Origin of the sequence: Nocardioides segetis (genome assembly GCF_051390595.1) — a bacterium.
In the GTDB taxonomy this organism is placed as follows: domain Bacteria; phylum Actinomycetota; class Actinomycetes; order Propionibacteriales; family Nocardioidaceae; genus Nocardioides.
This window is the reverse complement of sequence record NZ_JBNINR010000002.1, coordinates 110216-134066: the sequence shown is the minus strand read 5'-3', so window position 1 is coordinate 134066 and position 23851 is coordinate 110216. Positions and strand designations below refer to the sequence as shown.

The 23851-nt window shown below is 73.5% G+C and carries 24 protein-coding genes; 15 read left to right on the top strand and 9 right to left on the bottom strand.

The window, feature by feature from the left end; translation table 11 throughout:
* Nucleotides 1-8: 8 nt before the first annotated feature.
* Both ACPZVR_RS04290 and ACPZVR_RS04285 read right to left on the bottom strand, forming a co-directional pair.
* Nucleotides 9-701 carry a CpaB family protein gene (locus tag ACPZVR_RS04290; RefSeq protein ID WP_436698339.1) on the bottom strand — a complete coding sequence of 231 codons (693 nt, stop codon included), beginning with the start codon at nt 699-701 and terminating at the stop codon, nt 9-11.
* Nucleotides 702-916: 215 nt separating this feature from the next.
* Entirely contained in the window at nt 917-2707 is a 1791-nt protein-coding gene (locus ACPZVR_RS04285; protein WP_436698338.1) for an AMP-dependent synthetase/ligase, read from the bottom strand.
* 40 nt (nt 2708-2747) lie between these two features.
* Between ACPZVR_RS04285 and ACPZVR_RS04280 the strand changes: the two genes are divergently transcribed.
* Genes ACPZVR_RS04280 through ACPZVR_RS04260 form a run of 5 tightly spaced genes read left to right on the top strand, consistent with a single transcriptional unit; the run spans nt 2748 to nt 6775 of the window.
* Nucleotides 2748-3203: an SRPBCC family protein gene (locus ACPZVR_RS04280; protein WP_436698337.1), complete on the top strand. Its 456-nt coding sequence runs from the start codon at nt 2748-2750 to the stop codon at nt 3201-3203.
* 8 nt (nt 3204-3211) lie between these two features.
* The gene (locus ACPZVR_RS04275) at nt 3212-4429 is read left to right on the top strand and encodes an ArsA family ATPase (protein ID WP_436698336.1); all 1218 of its coding nucleotides are present in this window, start codon (nt 3212-3214) and stop codon (nt 4427-4429) included.
* Nucleotides 4426-4854 carry a hypothetical protein gene (locus tag ACPZVR_RS04270; protein WP_436698335.1) on the top strand — a complete coding sequence of 143 codons (429 nt, stop codon included), beginning with the start codon at nt 4426-4428 and terminating at the stop codon, nt 4852-4854. Before ACPZVR_RS04275 ends, ACPZVR_RS04270 begins: the two co-directional genes overlap by 4 nt.
* Nucleotides 4851-5807, top strand: coding sequence for an ROK family glucokinase (locus tag ACPZVR_RS04265; RefSeq protein ID WP_436698334.1), 957 nt, complete (start codon nt 4851-4853; stop codon nt 5805-5807). The genes ACPZVR_RS04270 and ACPZVR_RS04265 overlap by 4 nt, the downstream gene beginning before the upstream one ends.
* 2 nt (nt 5808-5809) lie before the next feature.
* Entirely contained in the window at nt 5810-6775 is a 966-nt protein-coding gene (locus ACPZVR_RS04260) for an ROK family protein (RefSeq protein ID WP_436698333.1), read from the top strand.
* Nucleotides 6776-6812: 37 nt separating this feature from the next.
* Here ACPZVR_RS04260 and ACPZVR_RS04255 read toward each other — a convergent pair whose 3' ends face one another.
* Both ACPZVR_RS04255 and ACPZVR_RS04250 read right to left on the bottom strand, forming a co-directional pair.
* Nucleotides 6813-7256, bottom strand: a complete 444-nt coding sequence (locus tag ACPZVR_RS04255) for a hypothetical protein (protein ID WP_436698332.1) — start codon at nt 7254-7256, stop codon at nt 6813-6815.
* Nucleotides 7257-7265: 9 nt separating this feature from the next.
* The gene (locus tag ACPZVR_RS04250) at nt 7266-8063 is read right to left on the bottom strand and encodes an alpha/beta hydrolase (protein WP_436698331.1); all 798 of its coding nucleotides are present in this window, start codon (nt 8061-8063) and stop codon (nt 7266-7268) included.
* Between the two features lie 85 nt (nt 8064-8148).
* Between ACPZVR_RS04250 and ACPZVR_RS04245 the strand changes: the two genes are divergently transcribed.
* The 6 genes from ACPZVR_RS04245 (at nt 8149) to ACPZVR_RS04220 (ending at nt 13592) form a co-directional block, all read left to right on the top strand.
* Entirely contained in the window at nt 8149-8868 is a 720-nt protein-coding gene (locus tag ACPZVR_RS04245; protein ID WP_436698330.1) for a lysophospholipid acyltransferase family protein, read from the top strand.
* 11 nt (nt 8869-8879) lie between these two features.
* Nucleotides 8880-10007, top strand: coding sequence for a MacS family sensor histidine kinase (macS, locus tag ACPZVR_RS04240; RefSeq protein ID WP_436698329.1), 1128 nt, complete (start codon nt 8880-8882; stop codon nt 10005-10007).
* A complete protein-coding gene (locus tag ACPZVR_RS04235) occupies nt 10004-10516 on the top strand; it encodes a flavin reductase family protein (protein WP_436698328.1) in 513 nt (170 codons plus the stop codon). Before macS ends, ACPZVR_RS04235 begins: the two co-directional genes overlap by 4 nt.
* A gap of 98 nt (nt 10517-10614) precedes the next feature.
* Nucleotides 10615-11967 carry an alpha/beta hydrolase family protein gene (locus ACPZVR_RS04230; RefSeq protein WP_436698327.1) on the top strand — a complete coding sequence of 451 codons (1353 nt, stop codon included), beginning with the start codon at nt 10615-10617 and terminating at the stop codon, nt 11965-11967.
* A 28-nt stretch (nt 11968-11995) separates the two neighbouring features.
* Nucleotides 11996-12646, top strand: coding sequence for a response regulator (locus ACPZVR_RS04225; protein WP_436698326.1), 651 nt, complete (start codon nt 11996-11998; stop codon nt 12644-12646).
* Nucleotides 12647-12701: 55 nt separating this feature from the next.
* Nucleotides 12702-13592, top strand: coding sequence for a hypothetical protein (locus ACPZVR_RS04220; RefSeq protein WP_436698325.1), 891 nt, complete (start codon nt 12702-12704; stop codon nt 13590-13592).
* Nucleotides 13593-13637: 45 nt separating this feature from the next.
* On the opposite strand, the gene ACPZVR_RS04215 is transcribed toward ACPZVR_RS04220, so the two are convergent.
* Nucleotides 13638-14456 carry a DUF1028 domain-containing protein gene (locus tag ACPZVR_RS04215; RefSeq protein WP_436698324.1) on the bottom strand — a complete coding sequence of 273 codons (819 nt, stop codon included), beginning with the start codon at nt 14454-14456 and terminating at the stop codon, nt 13638-13640.
* Between the two features lie 35 nt (nt 14457-14491).
* On the opposite strand from ACPZVR_RS04215, the gene ACPZVR_RS04210 reads away from it, so the two are divergent.
* Nucleotides 14492-15520: a 6-phosphofructokinase gene (locus tag ACPZVR_RS04210; RefSeq protein ID WP_436698323.1), complete on the top strand. Its 1029-nt coding sequence runs from the start codon at nt 14492-14494 to the stop codon at nt 15518-15520.
* On the opposite strand, the gene ACPZVR_RS04205 is transcribed toward ACPZVR_RS04210, so the two are convergent.
* Complete coding sequence (locus ACPZVR_RS04205; RefSeq protein ID WP_436698322.1) at nt 15477-16286, bottom strand: endonuclease/exonuclease/phosphatase family protein; 810 nt, start codon at nt 16284-16286, stop codon at nt 15477-15479. The two genes, ACPZVR_RS04210 and ACPZVR_RS04205, sit on opposite strands and share 44 nt — an antisense overlap.
* Here ACPZVR_RS04205 and ACPZVR_RS04200 point away from each other — a divergent pair.
* From ACPZVR_RS04200 to ACPZVR_RS04190, 3 genes are all read left to right on the top strand, one after another.
* On the top strand, nt 16279-16977 hold the full coding sequence (locus tag ACPZVR_RS04200) for a nucleotidyltransferase domain-containing protein (RefSeq protein ID WP_436698321.1): 699 nt from the start codon (nt 16279-16281) through the stop codon (nt 16975-16977). The two genes, ACPZVR_RS04205 and ACPZVR_RS04200, sit on opposite strands and share 8 nt — an antisense overlap.
* 43 nt (nt 16978-17020) lie before the next feature.
* Complete coding sequence (locus ACPZVR_RS04195) at nt 17021-18466, top strand: APC family permease (RefSeq protein ID WP_436698320.1); 1446 nt, start codon at nt 17021-17023, stop codon at nt 18464-18466.
* Between the two features lie 199 nt (nt 18467-18665).
* A complete protein-coding gene (locus tag ACPZVR_RS04190; protein ID WP_436698319.1) occupies nt 18666-20003 on the top strand; it encodes a class II 3-deoxy-7-phosphoheptulonate synthase in 1338 nt (445 codons plus the stop codon).
* Between the two features lie 39 nt (nt 20004-20042).
* Here the strand turns inward: ACPZVR_RS04190 and ACPZVR_RS04185 are convergent, their stop codons facing one another.
* From ACPZVR_RS04185 to pknB, 3 genes are all read right to left on the bottom strand, one after another.
* The gene (locus ACPZVR_RS04185; RefSeq protein ID WP_436698318.1) at nt 20043-21089 is read right to left on the bottom strand and encodes a discoidin domain-containing protein; all 1047 of its coding nucleotides are present in this window, start codon (nt 21087-21089) and stop codon (nt 20043-20045) included.
* Nucleotides 21090-21140: 51 nt separating this feature from the next.
* A complete protein-coding gene (locus tag ACPZVR_RS04180) occupies nt 21141-21623 on the bottom strand; it encodes an SRPBCC family protein (protein WP_436698317.1) in 483 nt (160 codons plus the stop codon).
* 92 nt (nt 21624-21715) lie between these two features.
* Nucleotides 21716-23842 carry a Stk1 family PASTA domain-containing Ser/Thr kinase gene (gene pknB, locus ACPZVR_RS04175; protein ID WP_436698316.1) on the bottom strand — a complete coding sequence of 709 codons (2127 nt, stop codon included), beginning with the start codon at nt 23840-23842 and terminating at the stop codon, nt 21716-21718.
* Nucleotides 23843-23851: the final 9 nt, after the last annotated feature.

Below are 23851 nucleotides of genomic sequence, written 5' to 3'. Positions count from 1 at the left end.
AGACGACCTCACTCGCTGTCGCGGATGGTGGCGCAGGGTCCTGTCTTGTCGAGCTGGACCTCGCTCTCCGAGTTGAGCAGCGCGACGGAGAGCTTGCCGCGCTCCCGGCCGTCCTGGAGCCACTCGAACTGCTGCTGGGTGACTGCGAGGTGCAGGGCCGGGGCGCTGCCCTCGGTGACGCCGTCCTCGACCGCGGTCGTCGTCTGCGCGCCCTTGGACAGGACGGTCACGCGGTCGATGAGCAGACAAGTCGGGGTCGCCGGGTTGATCGTCAAGAAGACGGCCAGCTGCGAACCGGGCTCGATGAACGAGCCGACCGGGAGGTCGAAGGACTCGGGCTTGGCGATCATCCCCTGCGGCAGGGGGAGCGACGCGACGTCGACGGTGTCGCCGACGCCGCCGAACTTCGTCGACAGCAGCTGCTCGCCGGCGTACAGCGTGGTCAGCGCGACCTTGCCGTCGAGGTCGCCGAGATCGCTCTGGCGCAGGGCGTTCTCGAGGACCTGCCCCTGGGGGACCTCGGTCTCGGCGAGCTTGCCGGTGTCGAGGGCGGACTTGATGCTCTCGCCGGGGAGGACGGTCTTCCCCGCCGCGACCGTGACGACCCTGGTCGTCTGGTACTTCTCCGCCGCTCGGGACTCGGCGCCGCGGGCGAACACGAAGACGAGCCCGACACCGAGCGCGGCGATCACCGCTGCCACGACGAGCAACAATCTGCGACGGTCCACTTCAGAGCCCTCCCGCTCCCCATGTGTGAGTCCCGCTGCTCCCGGCTGCAGCGCACCGCGAGGCTAGCGAAGACGGCGCCGGTGGAGGGAGCGAAATCGCCAAATGCAGCCGAATGATGTCCGATCGCAACCTGCGGGATGGTCCGTCGGGACTATGGTCCCCCGCGGGTCCCGTGGGATAGGGACCCTCAGCCGTAGAGCGCGGCGATCTCGTCGCGGAACTCGCGCATGACGACGTTCCGCTTCAGCTTCAGGCTCGGCGTGACCTGCCCGGCCTCCTCGGTCCAGTCCGTCGGCAGGATCGCGAACTTCCTGATCGACTCGGCCTTCGACACCGCCTTGTTGGCCTCGTCGACCGCCGCCTGGACCTCGGCCCGAAGGTCCTCGTCGTCCACGAGGTCGGCGACCTTGCCGGACTTCCCGTGCTGCTCGGCCCAGGCCGGGAACGCCTCCTCGTCGATGGTGACCAGCGCCGCGATGAAGGGCTGGCCGTCGCCGACGACCAGGCACTGGCTGACCAGGGCCGCGGCCCGCACCCGGTCCTCGAGGACCGCGGGGGCGACGTTCTTGCCGCCGGCGGTCACCAGGATCTCCTTCTTGCGCCCGGTGATCCGCACGAAGCCCTCGTCGTCGACCTCGCCGACGTCACCGGTGTGGAACCAGCCGTCGGCGTCGATCGCCTCGGCCGTCGCCCGCGGGTTGTTCCAGTAGCCGGTGAAGACCTGGCCGCCACGGAACAGCAGCTCCCCGTCGTCGGCGATCCGTACGGCGGTGCCGGGGATCGGGCGCCCGACGGTGCCGACCTTCTGCGCGTCGGGGAGGTTCACGGTGAGCGCGGCGGTGGTCTCGGTCAGGCCGTAGCCCTCGAGCACGGTCACGCCGATCCCGCGGTAGAAGTGGCCGAGCCGGTCCCCGAGCGGAGCGCCGCCGGACACGGCGAACGCGCAGTTCCCGCCGAGTGCCGTGCGGAGCTTGCCGTAGACGAGCCGGGAGAAGAGCGCGTGCTGGGCGCGGACCCGCATCGGCACCCGACCACCGTCGAGCGCGCGGGAGTAGGCGATCGCCGTCTCCGCGGCCCGGTCGAAGATCTTCCCCTTGCCGTCGGCGGTGGCCTTCTGTGACGCGGTGTTGAACACCTTCTCGAAGACCCGCGGCACCGCGAGGATGAAGGTGGGACGGAAGGTCGCCAGCTGGGGGAGGAGGTTCTTGATGTCGGCGCTGTGGCCCAGGCGGGTGCGGGACTTCACGCACCCGACCTGGATGATCCGGGCGAAGACGTGGGCCAGCGGCAGGAAGAGGAGCGTGGAGGCGCCTTCGGCGACGAAGAGCCGCTCCAGCTCGGCCACGGCGACGCAGAGCTCGGTCTGGAAGTTGTCGTGGGTCAGCATGCAGCCCTTGGGGCGTCCGGTGGTGCCGGAGGTGTAGATCAGGGTGGCGAGGTCGCCGGGACCGACCGCCGCACGCCGCGCCTCCAGGTCGGCGTCGCTGACCCCCGCACCGAGCGCGGTGAGCGTGGCGACGGCGCCGTCGTCGAGCGTCCACAGGTGCTCGAGCGCGGGCAGCTGCTCCCGCGTCGCCTCGACGCGCCCGCGGTGCGCGGCGTCCTCGCACACGATCGCCCGAGCGCCCGAGTCGGAGAGGATCCAGTTGATCTGCTCCTCGGAGGAGGACTCGTAGATCGGGACGGTCGCCGCGCCGGCGAACCAGATGGCGTAGTCGAGCAGCGTCCACTCGTAGCGGGTGCGAGAGATGATCGCGACCCGGTCGCCCGCCTGCAGGCCCGCGGCCAGGAGTCCCTTGGCCACGGCGGTGACCTCGGTGAGGAAGTCGGCGCAGGTGACGTCGTCCCAGCCGCCGTCCGCCGTGGCCCGGCTGAACTGCACGGCCCGCGGTGCCTCGGCCGCGTTGCGGACCACGTCGTCGGTGAGACTGCCGGTCGTGGGGATCTCGATGGTCTGCGGGGTGGAGTACTCGCGCACCTGGGCAGATTACCGCCGGCCGGTCCGGTAGCCTTCCCGCATGGCCGAGCAGACGTCCTCGTCGATCGTCGTCGACGCACCCGCCGCGGATGTGATGGCCGTCATCGCCGACTTCGCGGCCTATCCGCTGTGGGCCAAGGGCGTCACCATCGCCGAGGTCCGCTCGTCGTACGACGACAGCGACCCGGCCCAGGCGGGCCGCGCCCGCGAGGTGTTCTTCGCCCTCGACGTGTCGCCGATCAAGGACGAGTACACCCTGTCCTACGTCTGGGACGGCGACCGACAGGTCACCTGGAGCCTGGTCGAGGGCAAGATGCTCAAGGCACTCGAAGGCGCCTACGTCCTGCGCGAGACGAGTGGTGCGACGGAGGTCACCTACCGCCTGGCCCTCGACGTCTCGATCCCGCTCATCGGCATGCTCAAGCGCAAGGGCGAGAAGATCCTCATCGACACCGCGCTCAAGGGCCTGAAGAAGCGCGTCGAGTCCGGCGGCTGATCCCCGGCGTGCGGATCGTTCTCTTCACCGGCAAGGGCGGCGTCGGCAAGTCCACCGTCGCCGCCGGGACCGCCGCCCTCGCGGCGGCACGCGGCCTGCGCACGCTGGTGATCTCCACCGACGCCGCGCACTCCCTGGCCGACGCCTACGGCGCGGTCGGGGTCTCGTCGGGCTCGACCAACCCGGGGGCCGAGCCGACCGAGGTGGCACCCGGCCTCCACCTCCAGCAGGTCGACGCCCAGTTGCGGTTCGAGCAGTCGTGGGCGGACATCCAGCGCTACCTGCTCTCCGTGCTGGACGCCGTCGGCATGGATCCGGTGGCGGCGGAGGAGATGACGGTCATCCCCGGCGCCGAGGAGGTGCTGGCCCTGCTGGAGCTGCGCCAGCACGCCCGCTCCGGGCGGTGGGACGTCATCGTCGTCGACTGCGCGCCGACCGCCGAGACCCTGCGCCTGCTGGCGCTGCCCGAGGCTCTCGGCTGGTACCTCGAGCGGCTGCTGCCGATCCAGCGCCGGCTCGTCAAGGCGCTGCGCCCCGTGCTCAACCGCGCGGCCGGCGTGCCGATGCCGGGGGACGCGGTCTTCGAGGCGATCACGCGCCTGCACGGCGAGCTCGACGACGTCCACGCGCTGCTCTCCGGGCCGGGGGCCAGTGTGCGGCTGGTGCTGACGCCCGAGCAGGTCGTGCTCGCCGAGGCCCGTCGCGCCTACACGAGCCTGTGCCTCTTCGGCTATCGCGTCGACGGCGTCGTCGCCAACCGGGTGTTCCCGGCGGGCGACGGCGACCCCTGGCGGGCCGGCTGGGTGGCGGCCCAGACCGAGGTACTGCGCGAGGTGTCCCAGTCGTTCGGCGGCCTGCCGGTGTGGGCCTCGGAGTACCAGGCCACGGAGCCGGTGGGCGTCGACGCGCTCACCACCCTCGCCACGGGCCTCTACGCCGGGGCCGACCCGCTCGCCGTGCCGACCGGGGAGGGCCCGTTCCGCGTCAGCCGCGGCCCGTCGGGCGCGGTCGCCCACCTCGCGCTGCCGTTCGTCTCCCGCGCCGAGGTCGACCTGGCCCGCAACGGCGACGAGCTGGTGATGACCGTCGGCTCGTACCGCCGCCTGATGACGCTCCCGCCGGGTCTGGCCCGGCTGCGGGTGGCAGGCGCCAGCGTGGTCGAGGGAGAGCTGCGGGTACGGTTCGCGGAGCCCGATCCCGTGGCGACCGGGAAGGAGGCCCGATGACCGACGAGCAGCCGAACGACCGGCCTGACGGCCGGAGCGGACACGACGACGTCGGCAGCGTCGGCGAGGAGGCGATGAGGCTCCTCGGCGCCTTCGCCGACCTGGCGCGGCAGCACACCGGTGACGCGGCCGGGGGACTGGGCGGTCTCGCGGGCCAGGCCGCGGCGATGGCCCACGACGTCAATGAGCACCTCGCGACCGACGCGACCGAGTGCCGCTACTGCCCCCTGTGCCGGGTGGTCCATGCGGTCCGGCAGACCTCGCCCGAGGTGAAGGCCCACCTGGCGGTCGCCGCCTCGTCGCTGCTCCAGGCCGCGGCCGGTCTCCTCGAGACGGCGCCCCGGCCGCCCGACGGCTCCGGCGCCGCGCGCGGGCCCGAGGTGCAGCACATCGACCTCGACGACGGGCCGGACGCGCAGCCGTGACCGGCGACCTGACCTGCGGGATCGACATCGGCGGCACGAAGATCGCCGGTGCCGTCGTCGCTGCGGACGGGACGGTCGTCGCCGAGGCCAGGGTCGAGTCACCGGCCGCCGACCCCGCCGCGATCGGTACGACGGTCGCCGGTCTCGTCGCGGACCTGGCCGGCGGAGCGGGCGGGCGCCCGGTGCGTGCGGTCGGGGTGGGGGCGGCCGGCTACGTCGCGGCCGACCGCTCGACCGTGCTCTTCGCCCCCAACATCGCCTGGCGCAACGAGCCGCTCGGCACGGACCTGGCCCGCCGCACCGGACTGCCGGTCGTGGTGGAGAACGACGCCAACGCCGCCGCCTGGGGCGAGTTCCGCCACGGCGCGGGCCGCGAGGCCGACGACCAGCTGATGGTCACCGTCGGCACCGGCGTCGGCGGCGGCGTGGTCACCGGCGGTCGGCTGTTGCGCGGTGCCCACGGCGTCGCCGCCGAGATCGGCCACCTGTGCGTCGTACCCGACGGGCTCCCGTGCGGCTGCGGCAACCGGGGCTGCCTGGAGTCCTACGCCAGCGGCACGGCCCTGGTCCGCGCCACCCGCGCGGCCGCCATCGCCGACCCCGCGGCGGCCGCCGACCTGCTCGCCCGGGCCGGCGGGGGCCCGGAGTCCATCACCGGCCCCCACGTCACCGCGGCGGCGCAGGACGGCGACGCCTTCGCGCTCGCCCGGCTCGCCGAGCTCGGCGGCTGGCTCGGGCACGGCATCGCCTCGCTGGTCGCGGTCCTCGACCCGGCCGTCGTCGTCGTCGGCGGCGGCGTGGCCGCGGCCGGGGACCTGCTGCTCGACCCGATCCGTGCGGCCTTCGACCGCGAGCTGACCGGCCGCGGCTACCGCCCCCGCGCCGCCATCGTGCCCGCGGTCCTCGGCAACCGGGCCGGCGTGATCGGCGCGGCCGACCTCGCCCGGGTGTGAGGATGGGCGAGACGTACGTCGGCGTCGATGTCGGCGGCACCAAGGTGCTCGCGGTCCGCCTGTCCGCCGCGGGAGTCCTCGAGGCGACCGCGACCCGGCCGATGCCGGGGGTGTCCGCCGGCCCGGACGCGGTCGAGGAGGCGGTGGCCCTCGCGGCGCGAGACGTGTACGCCGCCGGCGCGCCCGCGGCCCTCGGCGTCTCGGCCGCGGGCCTGGTGGACGCCACCGGGGAGCGCTTCCTCTTCGGCGCCCACCTGCCCTGGCGCGACGCGCCCGTGCGGCGCTCGATCGAACGGCGCCTGGAGCAGATGGAACGGGGGTCTGGGGGCGGAGCCCCCAGCGGCGGTCCCCGGGGGCCGAACCCCCGGGTGGTCCTCGACAACGACGCCAACTGCGCGGCGTACGCCGAGCTGGTGGCCGGCGCCGCGCGCGGGGTGCGGTCCGCGCTGCTCATCACGATCGGGACGGGCATCGGCGGTGCGGTCGTCCTCGACGGCCGGGTGATCCGCGGCGCCCACGGCCTGGCCGGGGAGTTCGGTCACATGCAGGCCGTACCCGACGGCCTGGCCTGCGAGTGCGGCCTGCGCGGCTGCTGGGAGCAGTACTGCAGCGGTCGCGCGCTCGAACGGGTCACCCGGGTCGCGCTGGGCCGCCATCTCGACGGCCCCGAGGTCACCGCCCTGGCCCTCGCGGGCGACCAGGTGGCCCTGCACTCGTTCGCCTCGATCGGTACCTGGCTCGGCGTGGGCACGGCGGCGCTGGTCTCGGCCTTCGACCCCGAGGTGGTGGTCGTCGGCGGTGGCGTCTCGGCGGTCGGCGACCTGCTCCTCGGCCCGGCCCGGCGCGCGCTCGCGGGCTCGCTCCAGGGCACCGCCTACCGCTCGGTGCCGGAGCTCGTCCCCGCGGGGCTCGGCCCGGAGGCCGGGGCGATCGGCGCCGCGCTCCTGGCGCGGGACGGCCGCTCCTGACCGTCCGCGTCGGGACGGTCGGTCCACGGGTCGAGGCTCAGACGCGCGCCCCGTCGTCCCACGGGTCGCGGGGCGGCCCGGGGGAGCGGACGACGAGATAGCAGAATCCGCCCACGAACCAGGCGACGAGCAGCCAGCCCAGCCAGGACGGCATGCCGAGGCCGAGGATCAAGAAGACCAGCAGCACCGCCGGCGCGCCGAACACCCCGAGCCAGGCGAGCATGCGGTCCGGCGGCGGCACGGGGACGGGCGGCGCCTGCGCGGGGACGAAGCGCTCGTCGTCGAACGGGTCGAGGTCGTCGTCGTACCGGTCGGCGTAGCGGTCGTCGTCGACGGACGCGGGTGCCGGGCCCGGGTCGGCGTCGTCCTCGGCGCCCTCGGCGGCATCGTCGTCGCTCGCCTCCAGCTCGACGCGCTCGCCGTAGTTGTCGACGATGGCCTGCCAGGCCGCGTCGTCGTAGTCCGGGTCGTCCCGTTGCACGTCCTCAGGCTACGCCCCCGCCGGGGACGTCACCCGGGCGACGAACGCCCCCGACTCCTCGAAGATCGTCGGGGCGTCGTTGTCGAGGGTCGCCACGTGGTAGCTCTCCGGCAGCGCGACCCGGGTCACGTCGGTCGACGAGACGCCCTCGAGGACGATCGGCTCGGAGGCCTCGTCGACGACGTGGTCGTGGGCCGAGCGGAAGTAGATCAGGGGAGCGGTGATCCGGTGCAGGTCGCCGACCAGTCCCGGCCAGGCCCGCATCAGCGAGTGGATGGCCTTCAGCGGGGTCCGGTCGTAGCCGTGCTCCACCACGCCGGCCTTCTTGATGTCCCCGGCGATCGCGGGGAAGGACGGCACGAGGTGCTTGAGCACGGGGAGCAGCTTGACGTCGAGCCGCTTCGTGGCGACCGCGGGGTTGACGACCATGACGCCGGCCACCTCGTCGGGCCGGTCGGCCGCCAGCCGCAGGACCAGGGCCCCGCCCATCGACAGCCCGCCGACGACGACCGCGTCGTGCTCGGCGCGCAGGGCGTCGAAGGCGCGGGTGATCTCGGCGTACCAGTCGTCCCAGCGCAGGCGGTTGAGCTCCTGCCAGGTGGTGCCGTGACCGGGCAGGATCGGGACGGCGACGCCGTACCCGAGGGTGCCCAGGTGCTCGCCCCACGGCCGCATGGAGGCCGGCGAGCCGGTGAACCCGTGGCTGAGCAGGACGCCGATGCGCCGGCCGCCGGTCCGCTCGGGGCGGGCCGGGATCGTCAGCGGTGCGGTCTGGTCGGTCCCACGGTCGGGGGCGCTCGGCGGCATGGCGAGATTGTGCCGCACCACCGCTAGGATCCGTCTCAGTGCGTCCGTCCGGGCGGGTGCTGGTCGATGGGGAAGGTTCGGTCGCTTGTTCTACTGGTTCCTGAAGTTCGTCGCCCTCGGGCCGCTGCTGAAGGTCGTCTTCCGCCCCCGGGCCGAGGGTGTCGAGAACGTGCCGGCCACGGGGCCGGCGATCCTGGCCAGCAACCACCTGTCGTACGCCGACTGGCTGTTCATGCCGCTGGTGATCCCTCGGATGGTGCGCTTCGTCGCCAAGGCCGAGTACTTCACCTCGCCGGGCGTCAAGGGCTGGCTGCAGAAGAACTTCTTCAGCGGCACCGGCAACATCCCGATCGACCGGGCCAGCGGGGACGCCGCGTCCGGTGCGCTGGTGTCGGCCAAGCGGGTCCTCGCGGAGGGCGAGCTGTTCGGGATCTACCCCGAGGGCACCCGCTCCCACGACGGCCGGCTCTACCGCGGCAAGACCGGCATCGCCCGGCTGACCCTCGAGACCGGCGTCCCGGTCATCCCGGTCGCCGTCGTCGGCACCGACGTGGTGGCGCCGCCCGGCAAGAAGTTCGGCCGGGTCACCCGCCCGACCGTCCGCTTCGGCAAGCCGCTCGACTTCTCCCGCTACGCCGGCATGGAGAACGACCGCTTCATCCTGCGCTCGATCACCGACGAGATCATGTACGAGATCATGCGGCTCTCCCAGCAGGAGTACGTCGACATGTACGCCACGCGCGCCAAGGCCGAGTCCCGTCGTGACCGCCACGACGGTGGCGAGCAGGGGAAGCTGGCGTCCTGACCGACGGGACCGTGAGCGACGGGGCGACCACCACCCGGGCCGCGATCGCGGTCGAGGACCGCATGTTCCGCGCCCTCGCGGTGCTCCGCGTCGTCGTCCTCGGCTATGCGGTGGCGATCAACGTCTACCGCGACAACTTCGACCATCCGCTCCTCGGTTGGACCTGCGTCGGGGTGATGGTCGCCGCCACCGGCGCCGCGATCGTCGTGTACGCCGCCCCCGAGCGGCGGGTGCCGGGCGTCCTGCTGGCCGACCTGGCGCTCGCCGTGGCGCTGCTGCTCGCGACGCCGGTGGTCAAGGGCGCCTGGTTCCAGGCGACCATCCCCGGCTACTGGATCGTCGGCGCGCTGCTGGCCTGGGCCATCCGCTACGGGTGGCGCGGCGGCACGGTCGCGGCGGTCCTGCTCGGTGCGGTCGACCTGCTCAGCCGCTCCCACGTGGCCCAGAAGGACTGGGGCAACGTCTTCCTGCTCCTCCTGGGCGGGTCCATGGTCGGCTTCGTCTGCGAGTCGCTGAAGGCGATGGCCGCCGAGCGGGACCGAGCGCAGCGGGAGGCGGCCGCTGCGGCGGAGCGGACGCGGCTCTCCCGCGCGGTCCACGACGGCGTGCTCCAGGTCCTCGCCCTGGTGCAGCGCCAGGGCGGTGAGCTGGGCCGTGCCGCCGGCGCGCAGGAGCAGGCGTTGCGTGCCCTGATCCGCGCCCAGGACGCCGTCCGCTCGACCTCGCCGGGCGCGGCCGCCGGGCGGGCGGACCTCGCCGCGGCGCTGACCGCCCTGGGGTCGCGGCCGCGCACGGAGGTGGGCCTGCCGGCGGGCCCGATCGACCTGCCGGCCCACAGCGTGACCGAGCTGGTCGCCGTGGTCCGGGCCTGCCTCGACAACGTCGACCGCCACGTCGGCGTGGACGCCCCCGCCTGGGTGCTGGTCGAGGACCTCGGCGACCGGGTCGAGGTGAGCGTGCGCGACGACGGGCCCGGGATCGCCGACGGCCGGCTCGCCGCCGCCGAGGAGGAGGGCCGGTTGGGCGTCGTCGAGTCGATCCGGGGCCGGATCCGGGACCTCGGCGGGAGCGCCACGCTGGACACCGGCTCGTACGGCACCGAGTGGACGTTCGCCGTACCCCGACGGGAGGACCGATGACCATCCACAGCAGTCACCCGTTCGCGGCCGCCGACCCCGATCCCGCCCGACGGTTCCGTGGTCGCGTCGGCGGTGCCGTCACCTTGTGGACCTCCGGCGGCGAGGCGGATCGCGCCGGGCTGACGGTCACCTCCCTCCTGGTCGCCCTCGGACCCGAGCCGGCGATCCTCGGACTGATCGACCCCGACTCCGACTTGCTCGAGGTGCTCCGCGACACCGGGCGCGGCGTGGTCCAGCTGCTCTCCTGGGCCGATCGGCAGCTCGCGGAGGCCTTCGCCGGCACGGCGCCGGCGCCCGGTGGCCCGTTCCGGCAGGCGGAGTTCGTCGCCACTCCCGACGGCCCCCGGCTCGCGACGGCCCGGACCTGGGCCGGCGTGCGGCTCGTCGACGAGCGCGTGATCGGCTGGTCGGTCGAGGTCACCGCGCTCATCGAGCGGGTGGAGGTCGGCGAGGACGAGGCCGGCGACGACCCGCTGCTGCACCGGCGCGGGCGCTTCCACCGGGCGTGAGCGCAGGCCGCGCCCGGCGGAGCGGGGACGCCCCCTAGGGGGACGGTCCGGGGACCTTCCCGATGTGTGGCGTACCCGCCCGGACCTAGCGTCGCCGCATGCCACGACAGACCCCCCGACTCGCCGTGCTCGTCCTTGCCGTCCTCGCCCTCGTGCTGACGGCCTGCTCGGCGGACGAGAAGGAGCCCGAACGCGGTGCACCCCGGAGCCTCGACGGCGACTGGGCCGGTGTGATCGAGGTGCCCGGTGCGCCGATCGACGTCGGCATCACCTTCGCCGGCGGTGGCGCCAGGATCACGATCCCCGCGCAGGGGCTGAGCGACGCCGAGCTCACCGACGTGCGCACGACGAGGACCGACGTCGCCTTCGCGGCGCCGCAGGTCTCGCCGGATGCCACGTTCGCCGGCACCTACAGCTCCTCGACCGACCGGATCACCGGCGAGCTGTCCGCCGGCGGCCAGACTCTCGGTGTGCGGCTCGAGCGCGGCAAGGTGGCCGCGCCGAAGCGGCCGCAGGAGCCCGCGACGCCGTTCCCCTACCGCGTCCAGGCGGTCACCTTCGACGCCGGCGAGGTCACCATCGCGGGCACCCTGACCACTCCCGAGGGCACCGGCCCGTACCCGGCCGTGGTCCTGCTGACCGGCGCCGGTGCGCAGGACCGCGACGAACAGGGCTTCGGCCACAAGCCGTTCCTGGTGCTGTCCGACGCGCTGACCCGCGCCGGGTACGCCGTGCTGCGCACCGACGACCGCGGGGTCGGCGGCACCTCGGGCAGCGACGCCGACGCGACGTACGACGACCTGACCGCCGATGCGCTCGCGATGACCGACTTCCTGCGTGAGCGGTCCGAGATCGACCCCGAGCGGATCGGCCTGCTCGGCCACAGCCAGGGCGGCTACCTGGCGCCCCTCGCGGCCTCGCGGGCGCCCGACAAGGTCGCCTTCGTCGTGCTGCTGGCCGGGCCCGCGCAGACCGGATGCGAGGTGCTGACCTACCAGGGCCGGGCCCAGCTCGAGCTGCGGCAGGCCCCGGCCGAGGAGCTGCGCGCCAGCGACGAGTCGACCCAGCGGCTGTGCGACCTGCTCGAGCGCGGGGACCTCGACGGCGCCCGCGCGCTCCTGCGCGAGGGTGCCGACGCCGTCACGCCGACGATGGCCGCGCAGACCACCTACGACCCGGAGCCCGCCCTGCGCGCGCTGGACGTCCCGACACTCGCGATCTACGGCGAGAAGGACATCCAGGTCCCGCCCTCCCTCAACGCCGCGCCGATGCGCCGTTTCCTGCAGGACAACGGCGACGCCACCGTGCACGTCGCCGAGGGCGTCAACCACCTCATGCAGCCCGCCGCCTCCGGTCTGCCCGACGAGTACGCCCAGATCACCACCACGATCGACCCCGGCGTGTTGAGCGACCTCACCACCTGGCTGCAGGAGCACGTGCCGCTCGCCTGACCACTCATCGAGGCTAAGGTCCCTTCCCATGACGGACCGGATCCGGGTCATGGTCGTCGACGACCACCCCATGTGGCGCGATGCGGTCGAGCGTGACCTCCAGGCGGCGGGCTTCGACGTCGTCGCGGTCGCGGCGACCGGCGCCGAGGCCATCGTCCGCTTCCAGGCGACCCGGCCGCAGGTCGTGGTCCTCGACCTGCAGATCCCCGCCCCCAGCGGCGTGGAGGTGACGGCGCAGGTGCTGGCCGGCGAGCCGTCCTCGCGGGTGCTGATCCTGTCGGCGTCGGGAGAGCAGGACGACGTGCTGGCGGCGGTCAAGGCCGGCGCGACCGGCTACCTGGTGAAGTCGGCCTCGCGCGAGGAGCTCGTGGCCGCCGTACGCCGCGTGGCGGCCGGCGACAGCGTCTTCACGCCGGGGCTCGCGGCGCTGGTGCTGGGCGAGTTCCGGCGGATGAACGAGCCGGCCACGCCGCCGGGGGAGCGCCTCACGGATCGCGAGACCGAGATCCTCAAGATGGTCGCGAAGGGGCTGTCCTACAAGCAGATCGCCGAGCGGCTCGTCCTCTCCCACCGCACCGTCCAGAACCACGTGCAGAACACCCTGCGCAAGCTGCAGATGCACAACCGGGTCGAGCTGACCCGCTACGTCATCGAGCAGGGCCTCGACGACGAGGTCTGACCGACCGGGGCAGCGGCGGCCGACCGGCCGATGAGGGATCTGGAAGACTCCGAGCGTGGCCGACCTGCTGGAGATCGCCGACGAGCTCTACGCGCTGCCGCTCGCCGAGTTCACGCCGGCCCGCGACGCGCGCGCGAAGGAGCTCAAAGGCTCGCCGCTGGCGGCGCAGGTGAAGTCGCTGCGCAAGCCCAGCACCGCGGCCTGGGTCGTCGACCTGCTCGTCCGCCGTGAGGCGGCCCAGATCGACCAGGTGCTCAGCGTCGGGGCGGCGCTGCGCGAGGCCCAGCAGGCGATGTCGGCCGGCGAGCTGCGCGCCCTGACCCGACAGCGTCGACAGGTCACCGCCGCCGTCACCACCCAGGCGCGGCGCCTCGCCGCCGACGAGGGGCTGCGCGTCACCGAGGCCGTCGCCGAGCAGATCGAGGCCACGCTCACCGCGGCGATGGTCGACGTCGAGTGTGGCCGCGCGGTCCGCAGCGGGCTGCTGGTCAGCGCGCTGCGGACCACCGGCGTCGAGCCGATGGACGCCGACGACCTGGCGAGCGCCGTGGCGGTCCCCGAGGCACTCGGCTTCAGCGCGACCCCGCGCGAGGCCCCGCGGCCGGGCCCGCCCGAGCTGCATCTCGTCCCCGATCCGGACCGGGTGGCCAAGGCGATCGCCGCCGCCGAGGAGCGCCTCGCCGCCGCCACGGAGGAGTACGACGCCGCGCGGGCCACCCACGACGACGCGTCGGCCGAGGTCGAGCGCCTGTCCGCGCGCTCGCTGCAGCTGGAGGCCGAGACCGACGAGCTGCGTCGCCGCCTCGCCGATCTCGAGGAGCAGTCGGAGGCGCTGGAGGAGGAGCTCGCCGAGGCCGAGGAGGTGCGCGACGGTGCCGCCGCCGACCTGCGGACCGCCGCGGCGGAGCGGGATGCCGCGCAGGCCGCGCGCGACCGACTGGGCTGAGTCCCAGGAGTCGCCGGTCGACCGGTGACTCCAGCGCTGCCCGGCTCAGCCGTCGCCGCGGACGATCGCGAGCACCCGCCGGTCGATCCAGGCCAGGTCGGCGGCGACCCGCATCTCGTAGTTCTCGGTGCCGACCCAGGTGTGGAAGTCGCGGTGGCCGGCCGCGGCGGCGAAGGTCTCCAGCTCGGCGCGCAGGGCGTCGTCGACCGGGACCCGCTCGTCCTCGGTGGACGCGGTCAGGTAGAGGTCGTGCAGGTCGAGCAGCCGGGTCAGCTCCTCGATCGGCGTCGGGTGGTCGTCGACGCGCAGGTCCACCGCGACGTCGTCGAGCCCGCCGTACCCGGCGCCGTCGCGTACCACGAGGATCGCCGCGGACTGCCGGCCCCGACGGTCGCCCCCGGCGGCGTCGCCGGCGGCGAGCGCGGCGAGCAGGCGGTCCTGCAGCGGCGCGTCCGGGGCGCCGGCGAGCCAGGCCGCCTCCATCGCCTCGACCACCTCGGCGCCGGCGAGGCAGTTGCCCTGGACGGCGTACCCGTCGCCGGTCAGGCCGCCGGCCCACGGGATGCACTCGGCGCCGGTGTGCGAGGCGGCGGTCCCGTCGAGGTCGACGATGCCCACCTGGCGGTGCGCGCGACCGTCGTCCTCCTCGAGCAGCCGCTGCAGCGCGACGGGCGCGGTCGCGCCCTCGTCGAGGTGGGACAGGGCGAGTCCCTTGTAGGCGACGTTGGCGTCGGCCTGGGTCGCGACGGCACCGACGCCCGCGACGGCGGCGGGGACGGCCGAGCCGACGGCGAGGAACTTGGACGCGACGGCGACGCCCCAACTGTCGCCGTCGGCGGAGCGGGCCACGATCGAGAAGGTCATGGTCCGCAGCCTAGGTGTCCACGTAGGTTGGTTCCATGCGCGTCGGAGTGCTGACCGGGGGCGGAGACTGCCCGGGCCTGAACGCCGTGATCCGAGCCGTGGTGCGCAAGGGGGTGAACGAGCACGGCTTCGAGTTCGTCGGCTTCCGCGACGGCTGGCGCGGCCCGCTGGAGGGCAGCACGATGCCGCTGGGCATCGAGCAGTGTCGCGGGATCCTGCCGCGGGGCGGCACCATCCTGGGCTCCTCGCGGACCAACCCGTTCGCCGTGGAGGGCGGCGTCGAGCGGATCACCGCCCATCTCGCCGAGGCGGGGGTCGATGCGCTCGTCGCGATCGGCGGGGAGGACACCCTCGGGGTGGCAACCCGGCTTGCGGAGCTCGGCGTCGCCGTCGTCGGCGTCCCCAAGACCATCGACAACGACCTCTCGGGCACCGACTTCACGTTCGGCTTCGACACGGCCGTCAACATCGCGACCGAGGCCATCGACCGGCTGCACACGACAGCGGAGTCGCACCACCGGGTGCTCGTGGTCGAGGTCATGGGCCGGCACGCCGGGTGGATCGCCCTCCACGCCGGCATCGCCGGTGGCGCGAGCGCCGTGCTCATCCCCGAGGTGCCCTTCGACATCGCGGCCGTCTGCGCGCACGTCGAGACCCGGTTCCGCAGCGAGTACGCCCCGATCATCGTCGTCTCCGAGGGCGCGGTGCCCGCCGACGGCAGCGGCATGACGCTCGTCAGCGGGGAGAAGGACGCCTTCGGTCACGTCCGCCTCGGCGGCATCGGCGACCGGCTGGCGCACGAGATCGAGCGGCGCACCGGCAAGGAGGCCCGCGCGGTCGTGCTCGGTCACATCCAGCGCGGCGGCACGCCCTCGGCGTTCGACCGCTGGCTCGCGACCCGCTTCGGCCTGCAGGCGATCGACGCCGTCGCCGAGGGCGAGTACGGCGTGATGGTGGCCCTGCGCGGCACCGAGATCGTCCGGGTGCCGCTGGTCGAGGGCACCGGCGAGCTGAAGCTGGTCACCCCGCGGGAGTACGCCGAGGCGCAGGTCTTCTTCGGCTAGTCGCCTGCCGGAGGTCCAGGTCGACGAGCAGCGCCCGGTGGTCCGACAGCGCCATCCGGCGCGCCGTCGACCGGGCGGCCAGCGGCGGGTCGGCCAGGACGTGGTCCAGCTGCTCGCGCGGCCGGTCGGCGGGGAAGGTCGCGTGCTCGGCCAGCGGCGTGAGCCCGCTGACCCGCGCCGCCCGGGCCAGGCCCATGTTGAGATCGCCCGTCAGCACGAGCGGCCGCTGCGCTCCGGCGAGCGAGCGCGTCAGCCGCCCGAGCTGGCGCCCGTTCCACCAGTGGATGAAGGACAGGTGGGTGGTGGTGACGGTGATGGGGCCGTCCGGTGTCTCCACGGTCGCGCTCACCGCGACCCTCGGCTCGTCGCGCACCCAGGTCGGCAGCAGCCGGCCGGGGAAGCGCATCGGCACCTGCGTGGGCACGGCCGGGAGACGGATCACCTGCCATCCGCTGATCGGCATCCGGCTCAGCAGGGCGATGCCGTACGCCGCGTCGCCGGGCTGCTCGTCGCCGGTGGCGGCCGTCCAGGTGGCGCCGGGGCTCCCGGCGAGCGCGGCGACGAAGCGGTGGTCGGTGGCCCCCATGGCCTCGGCGGCGAGGGCCGTCAGGTCCGCGTGCCCGGAGCGCTGGAGCAGGTGGTCGACCTCCTGCAGCGCGAGCACGTCGGGATCCAGGTCGGCGATCGCCCGCTGCAGCACGGCCACATCGACCTCGGCGTCGTGCTGGGTACGGCCGCCGAGGATGTTGAACGTCACGATGCGCATCGCCGCAGCGGTACCCCACGCGCCGCATGTCAGCCCGGAGGGCGGGTACCACTGCGACGTGGACGAGGCAGGGGAGGGTGCGGTGGGCTCGAGCCACCTGCGGGAGGCGCTCAAGCTGGTCGCGGTGTTGCTGAAGGAGGCGGGGGTGCCGTTCGCGTTGGCCGGCAGCTACGGCCTGTGGGCGCGGGGAGGACCGGAGCCCGACCACGACGTCGACTTCATGATCGCCGAGGAGGACGCGCCGCGGATCGAGGACGTCCTGGTCGAGAGCGGGCTCGACGTCGTCCAGCCGCCGGAGGACTGGCTGTTCAAGGTCTTCGTCGACGAGGCGATGGTCGACGTCATCTTCCGGGTCCGCAACGACCCGATCCAGCGCTCCCGCTTCGGCGACGCCGACGAGATCGAGGTCGAGTCGGTCCGGATGCCCGTGCTGTCCGCCACCGTGCTGATGACCGACAAGCTCACCTCGCTCGAGGAGCACGCGTGCGACTTCACCGCGGTGCTGCCCGCGGCCCGGGCCGTGCGCGAGCAGGTCGACTGGCGCGCCGTGGCCGCCGGGACGGCCGGGAACCCCTTCGCCCGCGCCTTCCTAGGCCTCCTCGACGCCCTGGGCGTCGCGCCGCGCCACGATCCCGACATGCCGCCACCCCGGGCAAATGCTTCCCAATCGGAGCGGCCTGCGCGAAGGTGAAGCCCGGGGAGTGACTTTCCACCTCGGGAAAGGAAGGACGCAGATGTCCACGGAGACCACCGGAGAGACGACGCAGGGCGGCCACGGCCAGCCGGAACTGAAGCGGGTCCTCGGACCCGGCCTCCTGCTGCTGTTCATCGTCGGCGACATCCTCGGCGCCGGCGTCTACGCCGTCACCGGGCGGCTCGCCGGCCAGGTCGGCGGCATCGCGTGGCTGCCGTTCCTGGTGGCGTTCGCGATCGCCACGCTGACGGCGTACTCCTACCTCGAGCTGGTCACGAAGTACCCCCAGGCCGCCGGCGCCGCGCTGTACGCGCACAAGGCGTTCGGCATCCATTTCGTGACCTTCCTCGTCGCCTTCACCGTCGTCTGCTCGGGCATCACCAGCGCCTCGACGTCCTCGGGCCTGCTGGCCTCCAACCTGCTGATCGGACTCGGCAACGACGCGCCCAGCAAGGAGCTGGTGCTCGTCGTCGCGCTGGCCTTCATGCTGATCCTCGCGCTGATCAACCTGCGCGGCGTCGGCGAGAGCGTGAAGTTCAACGTCATCCTCACCATGGTCGAGATGGCGGCGCTCGCGATCGTGATCGCGATCGGCATCTGGGTGATCGGCAAGGGCGACGGCGACCTCGACCGGATCACCGTCTTCGAGAGTCCCGACGACAAGGGACTGTTCATGGCGGTGACCGTCGCGACGGCGATCGCCTTCTTCTCCATGGTCGGCTTCGAGGACTCGGTCAACATGGTCGAGGAGACCAAGGATCCCGAGCGGATCTTCCCGCGGATGATGCTGACCGGCCTCGGCATCGCGGTCATCATCTACATGCTGGTCGCGATCTCGGTCGTCGCGGTCATCCCCGCCGACAAGATCGGCGCGCCCACCAATGCCGAGGCGGGCATCCTCATCGACGTCGTCAAGCTCGGCGCGCCCGACCTGCCGATCGACGACATCTTCCCGTTCATGACGGTGTTCGCCGTCGCCAACACCGCCTTGATCAACATGCTGATGGCCAGCCGGCTGATCTACGGCATGGCCCGGCAGCGCGTGCTGCCGCCTGTCCTGGGCAAGGTGCTGCCCGGCCGTCGCTCGCCGTACGTCGCCATCGGCTTCACCACGCTGCTGGCGTTCGGGCTGATCGCCTACGTGCGGCTGGCCTCGGAGAGCACCATCGTCGGCGCCCTCTCGGGCACGACCGCGCTGCTGCTGCTCGCGGTCTTCACGATCGTCAACGTCGCCTGTCTCGTCCTGCGGCGCGACCCGTCGCGCGGATTCCGGGCCCCCACGGTGGTCCCGGTGCTCGGCGCGCTCCTGTGCGCCTACCTCCTCGGTCCGTGGGCCCGGCTCGAGGCCGACATGATCCAGTACAAGATCGCCGCCGGGCTCCTCGGCATCGGCGTCCTGCTGTGGCTGCTCACCCGGCTCTTCTACAAGCCGGAGGGCGGTCACTTCTCCGACATCGAGCACATGGACATCGACCCGACCGACTGACCTCCGTCCTTGGTTGGGCCGAGCGTGTCGGAAATCGACCTCGCCGCCCGGTCCTCGCTGCGCTCGGACCGCGGGCGTCGGTCGATGCGCTTCGCGCGTCCGCCACGCTGCCGGCCGTTCCGGGGCTGACGCTGGGCTTCGCTGTCCACGGGTGGCCGCCGACTCGGCGGCCGCTCGACGGGCGCCGTACCCTTGGGGCGTGAGCACCCTCCCGTCCCTCGAGCAGTTGCACGCCATCGGAGCGAAGCAGCAGCCGTCGTACGACGACCCCGCGGCCCTCGCCGCGACCGTCGAGCGCCTGCGCACGCTGCCTCCGCTGGTCTTTGCGGGCGAGTGCGACGAGCTGAAGGCGAAGATCGCGGCCGCCAGCCGGGGCGAGGCCTTCCTCCTCCAGGGCGGCGACTGTGCCGAGACCTTCGTCGGCGCCACGGCCGACAACACGCGCAACAAGCTGCGCGTGCTGCTGCAGATGGCCGTCGTCTTGACCTACGCCGCGTCCGTGCCCGTCGTGAAGGTCGGCCGGCTCGCGGGACAGTACGCCAAGCCCCGCTCCTCCGACACCGAGACGCGCGAGGGCGTGACCCTGCCGGCCTACCGCGGCGACGCGGTCAACGGCTTCGAGTTCACCCCCGAGTCGCGGCGGCCCGACCCCCAGCGCCTGCTCGACGTCTACCACGCGTCGGCCTCGACGCTGAACCTCGTGCGGGCCTTCACCACCGGCGGCTACGCCGATCTGCGCCAGGTCCACACCTGGAACTCCGAGTTCGTCCGCAACAGTCCCGTCGGCCAGCACTACGAGGCGATGGCCGCCGAGATCGACCGCGCGCTCACCTTCATGCAGGCGATCGGCGCCGATCCCGAGGAGTTCCACCGGGTCGACTTCTACTCCTCGCACGAGGCACTGCTGCTGGAGTACGAGCACGCGATGACGCGCATCGACTCGCGCACCGAGAAGCCCTACAACGTCTCGGGCCACATGGTCTGGATCGGCGAGCGGACCCGACAGATCGACGGCGCCCACGTCGAGTACTTCCGCCACATCAGCAATCCGATCGGCTGCAAGCTGGGCCCGAACGCGACCGCGGACGACGCGCTCGCGCTGGCCGCCAAGCTCAATCCCGCCAACGAGCCGGGACGGCTGACCTTCATCACCCGCTTCGGCGCGGCCAGGATCCGCGACGGCCTGCCGGCGCTGGTCGAGAAGGTCACGGCCGAGGGCGTCGACGTGGCGTGGGTGTGCGACGCGATGCACGGCAACACGTTCGAGGCGTCGAACGGCTACAAGACCCGCCGCTTCGAGGACGTCCTCGACGAGGTCCAGGGCTTCTTCGACGTGCATCGCGCGCTCGGCACGGTGCCCGCCGGGATCCTCGTCGAGAACACCGGCGACGACGTCACCGAGATCGTCGGCGGCGGCGAGGAGCTCGACGAGCAGGGCCTGGCCCACCGCTACGAGTCGGTCGTCGACCCGCGCCTCAACCGCGTGCAGTCGCTGGAGATGGCCTTCCAGGTCGCCAGCATGCTGCAGAAGCGCTGACGCCGGTCCGGGCCGCGCGGGGCCGCCCGGTGCGCGACCTCACGCGGGCGCGCCGCGCAGGCGGACGTCGCTGATCGCGGTGAAGTCCCGGCCCGCCGGTCCCTCGCCGGGAGCGGTCACCTCGACCAGGCGCAGCACCACCCGCGTGGTCGCCACCGGCCCGACCGGCAGGGACTGCAGGGCCCGGCCGTCGGTCAGCCTCTGGGTGATCCGGGTGCCGTCGTCGAACTCCCACTGGACGACGCGGATCCGGCGGTTGCCGAGGTACCAGTTGTCGGCGCCGTCGATCTTGGCGTAGCCGTTGACCAGGCCGACCTCGGTCAGCACGACCTCCTCGCCGAGGTCGAAGACGAGGGTCGCGCCGGTGCCGTCACCGGGCATCCGCCACGCGGTGCGCGGACGGTCGTCGAGCATGTTCTCGGCGTCGTACGTCACCGGGCGGTTGCGCCGGTCGCGTGACGGGGGAGCCGTCGCCGGGACCTGGGCCCGGGCCGTCGACGTCAGGTCGGAGACCTCGTCGTCGGGCGGCTCGGCGACCGGACCCGTCGTGCCGGTGCGGTCCGGCCGTGGCCGACCGGACGGGTCGGGGCGGGTCGGCTCGGTCTCGTCCGTGCGTCGATCGGTCGCCGTGCCGGTGCGATCGTCGTCGGCGCGCTCGCCGTCGTCGCCCCCTGCGGCGACCAGCAGGAACGTGCCGACGCCCGCGACGAGGGCGAGCATCAGCACGCCGATCGCCCACGGCAACCACCGCCGGACCGAGCGGTCGCCCGCCCGAGGCGCGCCCGGTGGCGGGGCCGGGGGTGCCGGGGCGGGCTCCGGGACGGGCCGGGTGATCGCCGCCGGCGCGGGACCGGGCGCTCCCGGCGGTGCTGAGGGTGGCGCCGGTGGCAGGACGGTGGGCGCGTCGGCGTAGAGCGGGTAGCGCGCGGCCGGCGGCAGCTGACCGGTCGGCGGAGGCACCACGGGCGCGCCCGCAGCGGGCGCGGCCTCGGGGTGCCGGCCGGGGACGGGCTGTCCGCAGTTCGTGCAGAACCGGCCGACCCCGAGCTCGTGCCCGCAGCTGGCGCAGTGCGTCGGGGTGGTCATCGCGGGGCTCACCGTACCCCGACGGCCCGTCGAGGTGTCAGAACCGGGAGATCAGGAGGAGGCCGCCCGTCGGCAGGCCTCGGCCTCGATGTCCTCCAGGTCGTGCTCGAGCACCTTGCGGGTGCGGTCGTAGCTGAACCCGCCGAACATCGCCCACATCGCGCGCGACAGAGCGGAGCGATGGCTCATCTCCACGGTGGTCGTCATCGCGAGCCGGGTGCCCGTCGCGTCCGGGCCCGAGGGGGTGAGGCGATAGGCGGTGCGGATCACGTCGTTGCCGACCTCGGCCTCGACGACGGTACGCCGGGGCGGCTCCGACTCGACGACCTGCAGCTGCTCGGGACCGTGGTGCCCGAACACGGTGCGGCGCTCCCGCCAGGCCGTGCCGACGTCGTACGCCCCCTCGGTGAGGAGCTCGGTCTCGCTGACGCTGCGCAGGACGTCGTCGGCGTGGGCGATGTCGGTGATGACGTCCCAGACCTGCTCCGGCGGCGCAGGGATGGTGGCGTGGACGTGGATGATGTGACCGGCCATGTCGACTCCGTTGGGTTGGGATCCCCCCGCGTCCCATGGTGCGCCAGTCCGGGCCGGTTGACCAGCCTCCCGCCCGCCGCCAGGCGACGCCGTCAGACGACGTTGAGGATCACGGTGCTGCCCTTGCGCACCTTGGTGCCGCCGCCGGGACTCGTGCTCCAGGCCACGCTGCCGTTGATGTAGATGTCGGCGCGCTCGATCTTGACGACCAGGCCGAGACCCTCCAGCAGGGCGACCGCGTCGTCGGTCGCCTTGAGCCGCACCGAGGGCACCGTGACGAGCTCCGGCCCCTTCGACACGACGAGCTGGACCGGGTCGTTGCGGTACAGGGTGCCGGAGTCGGGGGTCTGGCTGATGATCCGGCCCTCGGGTACGTCGTCGCTGTACTGCTCCTCGGCGACCTCGACCCGGAGTCCCTTCTTCTCCATCGCCGCGGTGGCCTTGTCGGCGTCCTTGCCGACGAAGCTGCGGACCGTGATCGGCTTGCGGCCCTTGGAGACCACGAGCGTGACCGCGGTGCCGACGGGCAGGGCCGCAGCCTCGGGGGTGCCGAAGGCGGGCTGGCTCTGGATCACCCGGCCGGCCTCGACCGTCTCCGACCAGCGCTCGACCGGCCGGCCGGCCACGAACTTCACCTCGGCGAGCGCCGCCTCCGCCTCCTCGACCGTCTTGCCGGCGAGGTCGGGGACGTCGTAGCGCTCCTTGCCGAGGGAGACCGTCAGGGCGACCTCCCCGTCGGGGAGGATCCGCGCGCCGGGACGGGGGTCGGTCGCGATCACCAGGCCCTTCTCGACGCTCTCGGAGTAGACCTCCTCGCCGACGGTGACGCTCAGGCCGGTCTTCTCGAGCTTCGCCTGCGCAGCGGCCTGGTCCAGTCCGACGACTCCGGGCGTCGTCGTGAACCGTCCCCAGCCGACCCACCAGGCGGTGCCGCCGACGGCGGCCGCGAGCACGACCAGCACGAGCGCGATCGCGACCCGCCGCCCGCGCCGCCGCTTCTGCCGCGGCGGGGGCGCGGGCGGCTCGGCGATGACCGAGGTCTGCTCGTGCGGTGAGGTCGGCGGTGGGGGAGCCGCGGAGCGGACGGCCGTGCGGACCGCCGTGCGCTGGGCCGGCTCCTCGGCGACCAGGTCGGGCATGCCGTCCCACAGCGAGCTCACCGGCTCGGGCGTCGTGTCGCCGCCGACGCCCGTGAGGGCGCCGGCCTCGACGGCGCGGGCCGCGGGCAGCAGGTCGGCCACCAGCTCGGGATCCTCGCGGACGCCGTCGCGGAGGGCCTGGGCGACGCGGCGCACGTGGTGCAGCAGGACGGTCGCGTCGGCGGGTCGGAGGCTGGCGTCGCGGGTGGTCGCCCGGACCACGAGCGCGTCGACGTAGTCGGGGATCCCCGGCACCACGGTGGAGGGCGGCGGGACGTCCTCGTGGACGTGGCGATAGGCGACCGCGATCGGCGTCTCGCCGGTGTGCGGCTTGGTGCCGGTCAGCAGCTCGAAGAGGATCACGCCGGCGGCGTACACGTCGGCGCGGGCGTCGGCCCGCTGCTCGACGACGAGCTCGGGGGCGAGATAGGAGACGGTGCCGATGAGGACGCCGTTGGTCGCGGTGTGCTGGGTGTCGGCACTGACCGCCTTCGCCAGACCGAAGTCCGCGACCTTGATCCGCGTCGCGCCCGAGTGCGGGTCGGCGGAGATCAGCACGTTCTCGGGCTTCACGTCGCGGTGGATCAGTCCGGCGCGATGCGCCGCGCCCAGCGCGGAGAGGATCGGGTCGAGCAGGGCCAGCGCCCGCTCGGGCGTCATCGGCGCCTCCTTGCCGATGGTGTCCCGCAGGGTGTGGCCCGGCACGTACTCCATGACGAGGTAGACCGTGCCGTCGCTGTCGTCGCGGCCCTGGTCGAACACCGCGACCACGTGGGGGTGGGAGAGCCGGGCCGCGGCCTTGGCCTCGCTCACGAACCGCCGGGCGAACGACTCGTCGTCGCGTGTCGTCGCGTCACCCAGCCCCGGATGCATGATCTTGACGGCCACCGTGCGGTCGAGCCGGGTGTCGACGGCCTCGTAGACGCTGGCCATCCCGCCGCGGGCGATCCGCACGCCGATGCGGTACCGCTCGTCGAGCAGCCGGCCGTACTGGTGGTCCTCGACCCGCGGCGACCGGGCGGGCGAGGGGTCGCCGGACCGCGCGGCGGCGGCGCCGCGGGCGCGCTGGTCTTCGTGCACAGCGACCCT

Coding starts and splice junctions, on each gene's coding strand:
- ACPZVR_RS04215 (WP_436698324.1), bottom strand. CDS start 14,456: ATGACCTTCTCGATCGTGGCCCGCTCCGCCGACGGCGACAGTTGGGGC.
- ACPZVR_RS04185 (WP_436698318.1), bottom strand. CDS start 21,089: ATGACCACCCCGACGCACTGCGCCAGCTGCGGGCACGAGCTCGGGGTC.
- ACPZVR_RS04270 (WP_436698335.1), top strand. CDS start 4,426: ATGACCGACGAGCAGCCGAACGACCGGCCTGACGGCCGGAGCGGACAC.
- ACPZVR_RS04230 (WP_436698327.1), top strand. CDS start 10,615: ATGCCACGACAGACCCCCCGACTCGCCGTGCTCGTCCTTGCCGTCCTC.
- ACPZVR_RS04225 (WP_436698326.1), top strand. CDS start 11,996: ATGACGGACCGGATCCGGGTCATGGTCGTCGACGACCACCCCATGTGG.
- ACPZVR_RS04195 (WP_436698320.1), top strand. CDS start 17,021: ATGTCCACGGAGACCACCGGAGAGACGACGCAGGGCGGCCACGGCCAG.
- ACPZVR_RS04260 (WP_436698333.1), top strand. CDS start 5,810: ATGGGCGAGACGTACGTCGGCGTCGATGTCGGCGGCACCAAGGTGCTC.
- ACPZVR_RS04210 (WP_436698323.1), top strand. CDS start 14,492: ATGCGCGTCGGAGTGCTGACCGGGGGCGGAGACTGCCCGGGCCTGAAC.
- ACPZVR_RS04200 (WP_436698321.1), top strand. CDS start 16,279: ATGCGCATCGCCGCAGCGGTACCCCACGCGCCGCATGTCAGCCCGGAG.
- ACPZVR_RS04180 (WP_436698317.1), bottom strand. CDS start 21,623: ATGGCCGGTCACATCATCCACGTCCACGCCACCATCCCTGCGCCGCCG.
- ACPZVR_RS04250 (WP_436698331.1), bottom strand. CDS start 8,063: ATGCCGCCGAGCGCCCCCGACCGTGGGACCGACCAGACCGCACCGCTG.
- ACPZVR_RS04280 (WP_436698337.1), top strand. CDS start 2,748: ATGGCCGAGCAGACGTCCTCGTCGATCGTCGTCGACGCACCCGCCGCG.
- ACPZVR_RS04205 (WP_436698322.1), bottom strand. CDS start 16,286: ATGCGCATCGTGACGTTCAACATCCTCGGCGGCCGTACCCAGCACGAC.
- ACPZVR_RS04235 (WP_436698328.1), top strand. CDS start 10,004: ATGACCATCCACAGCAGTCACCCGTTCGCGGCCGCCGACCCCGATCCC.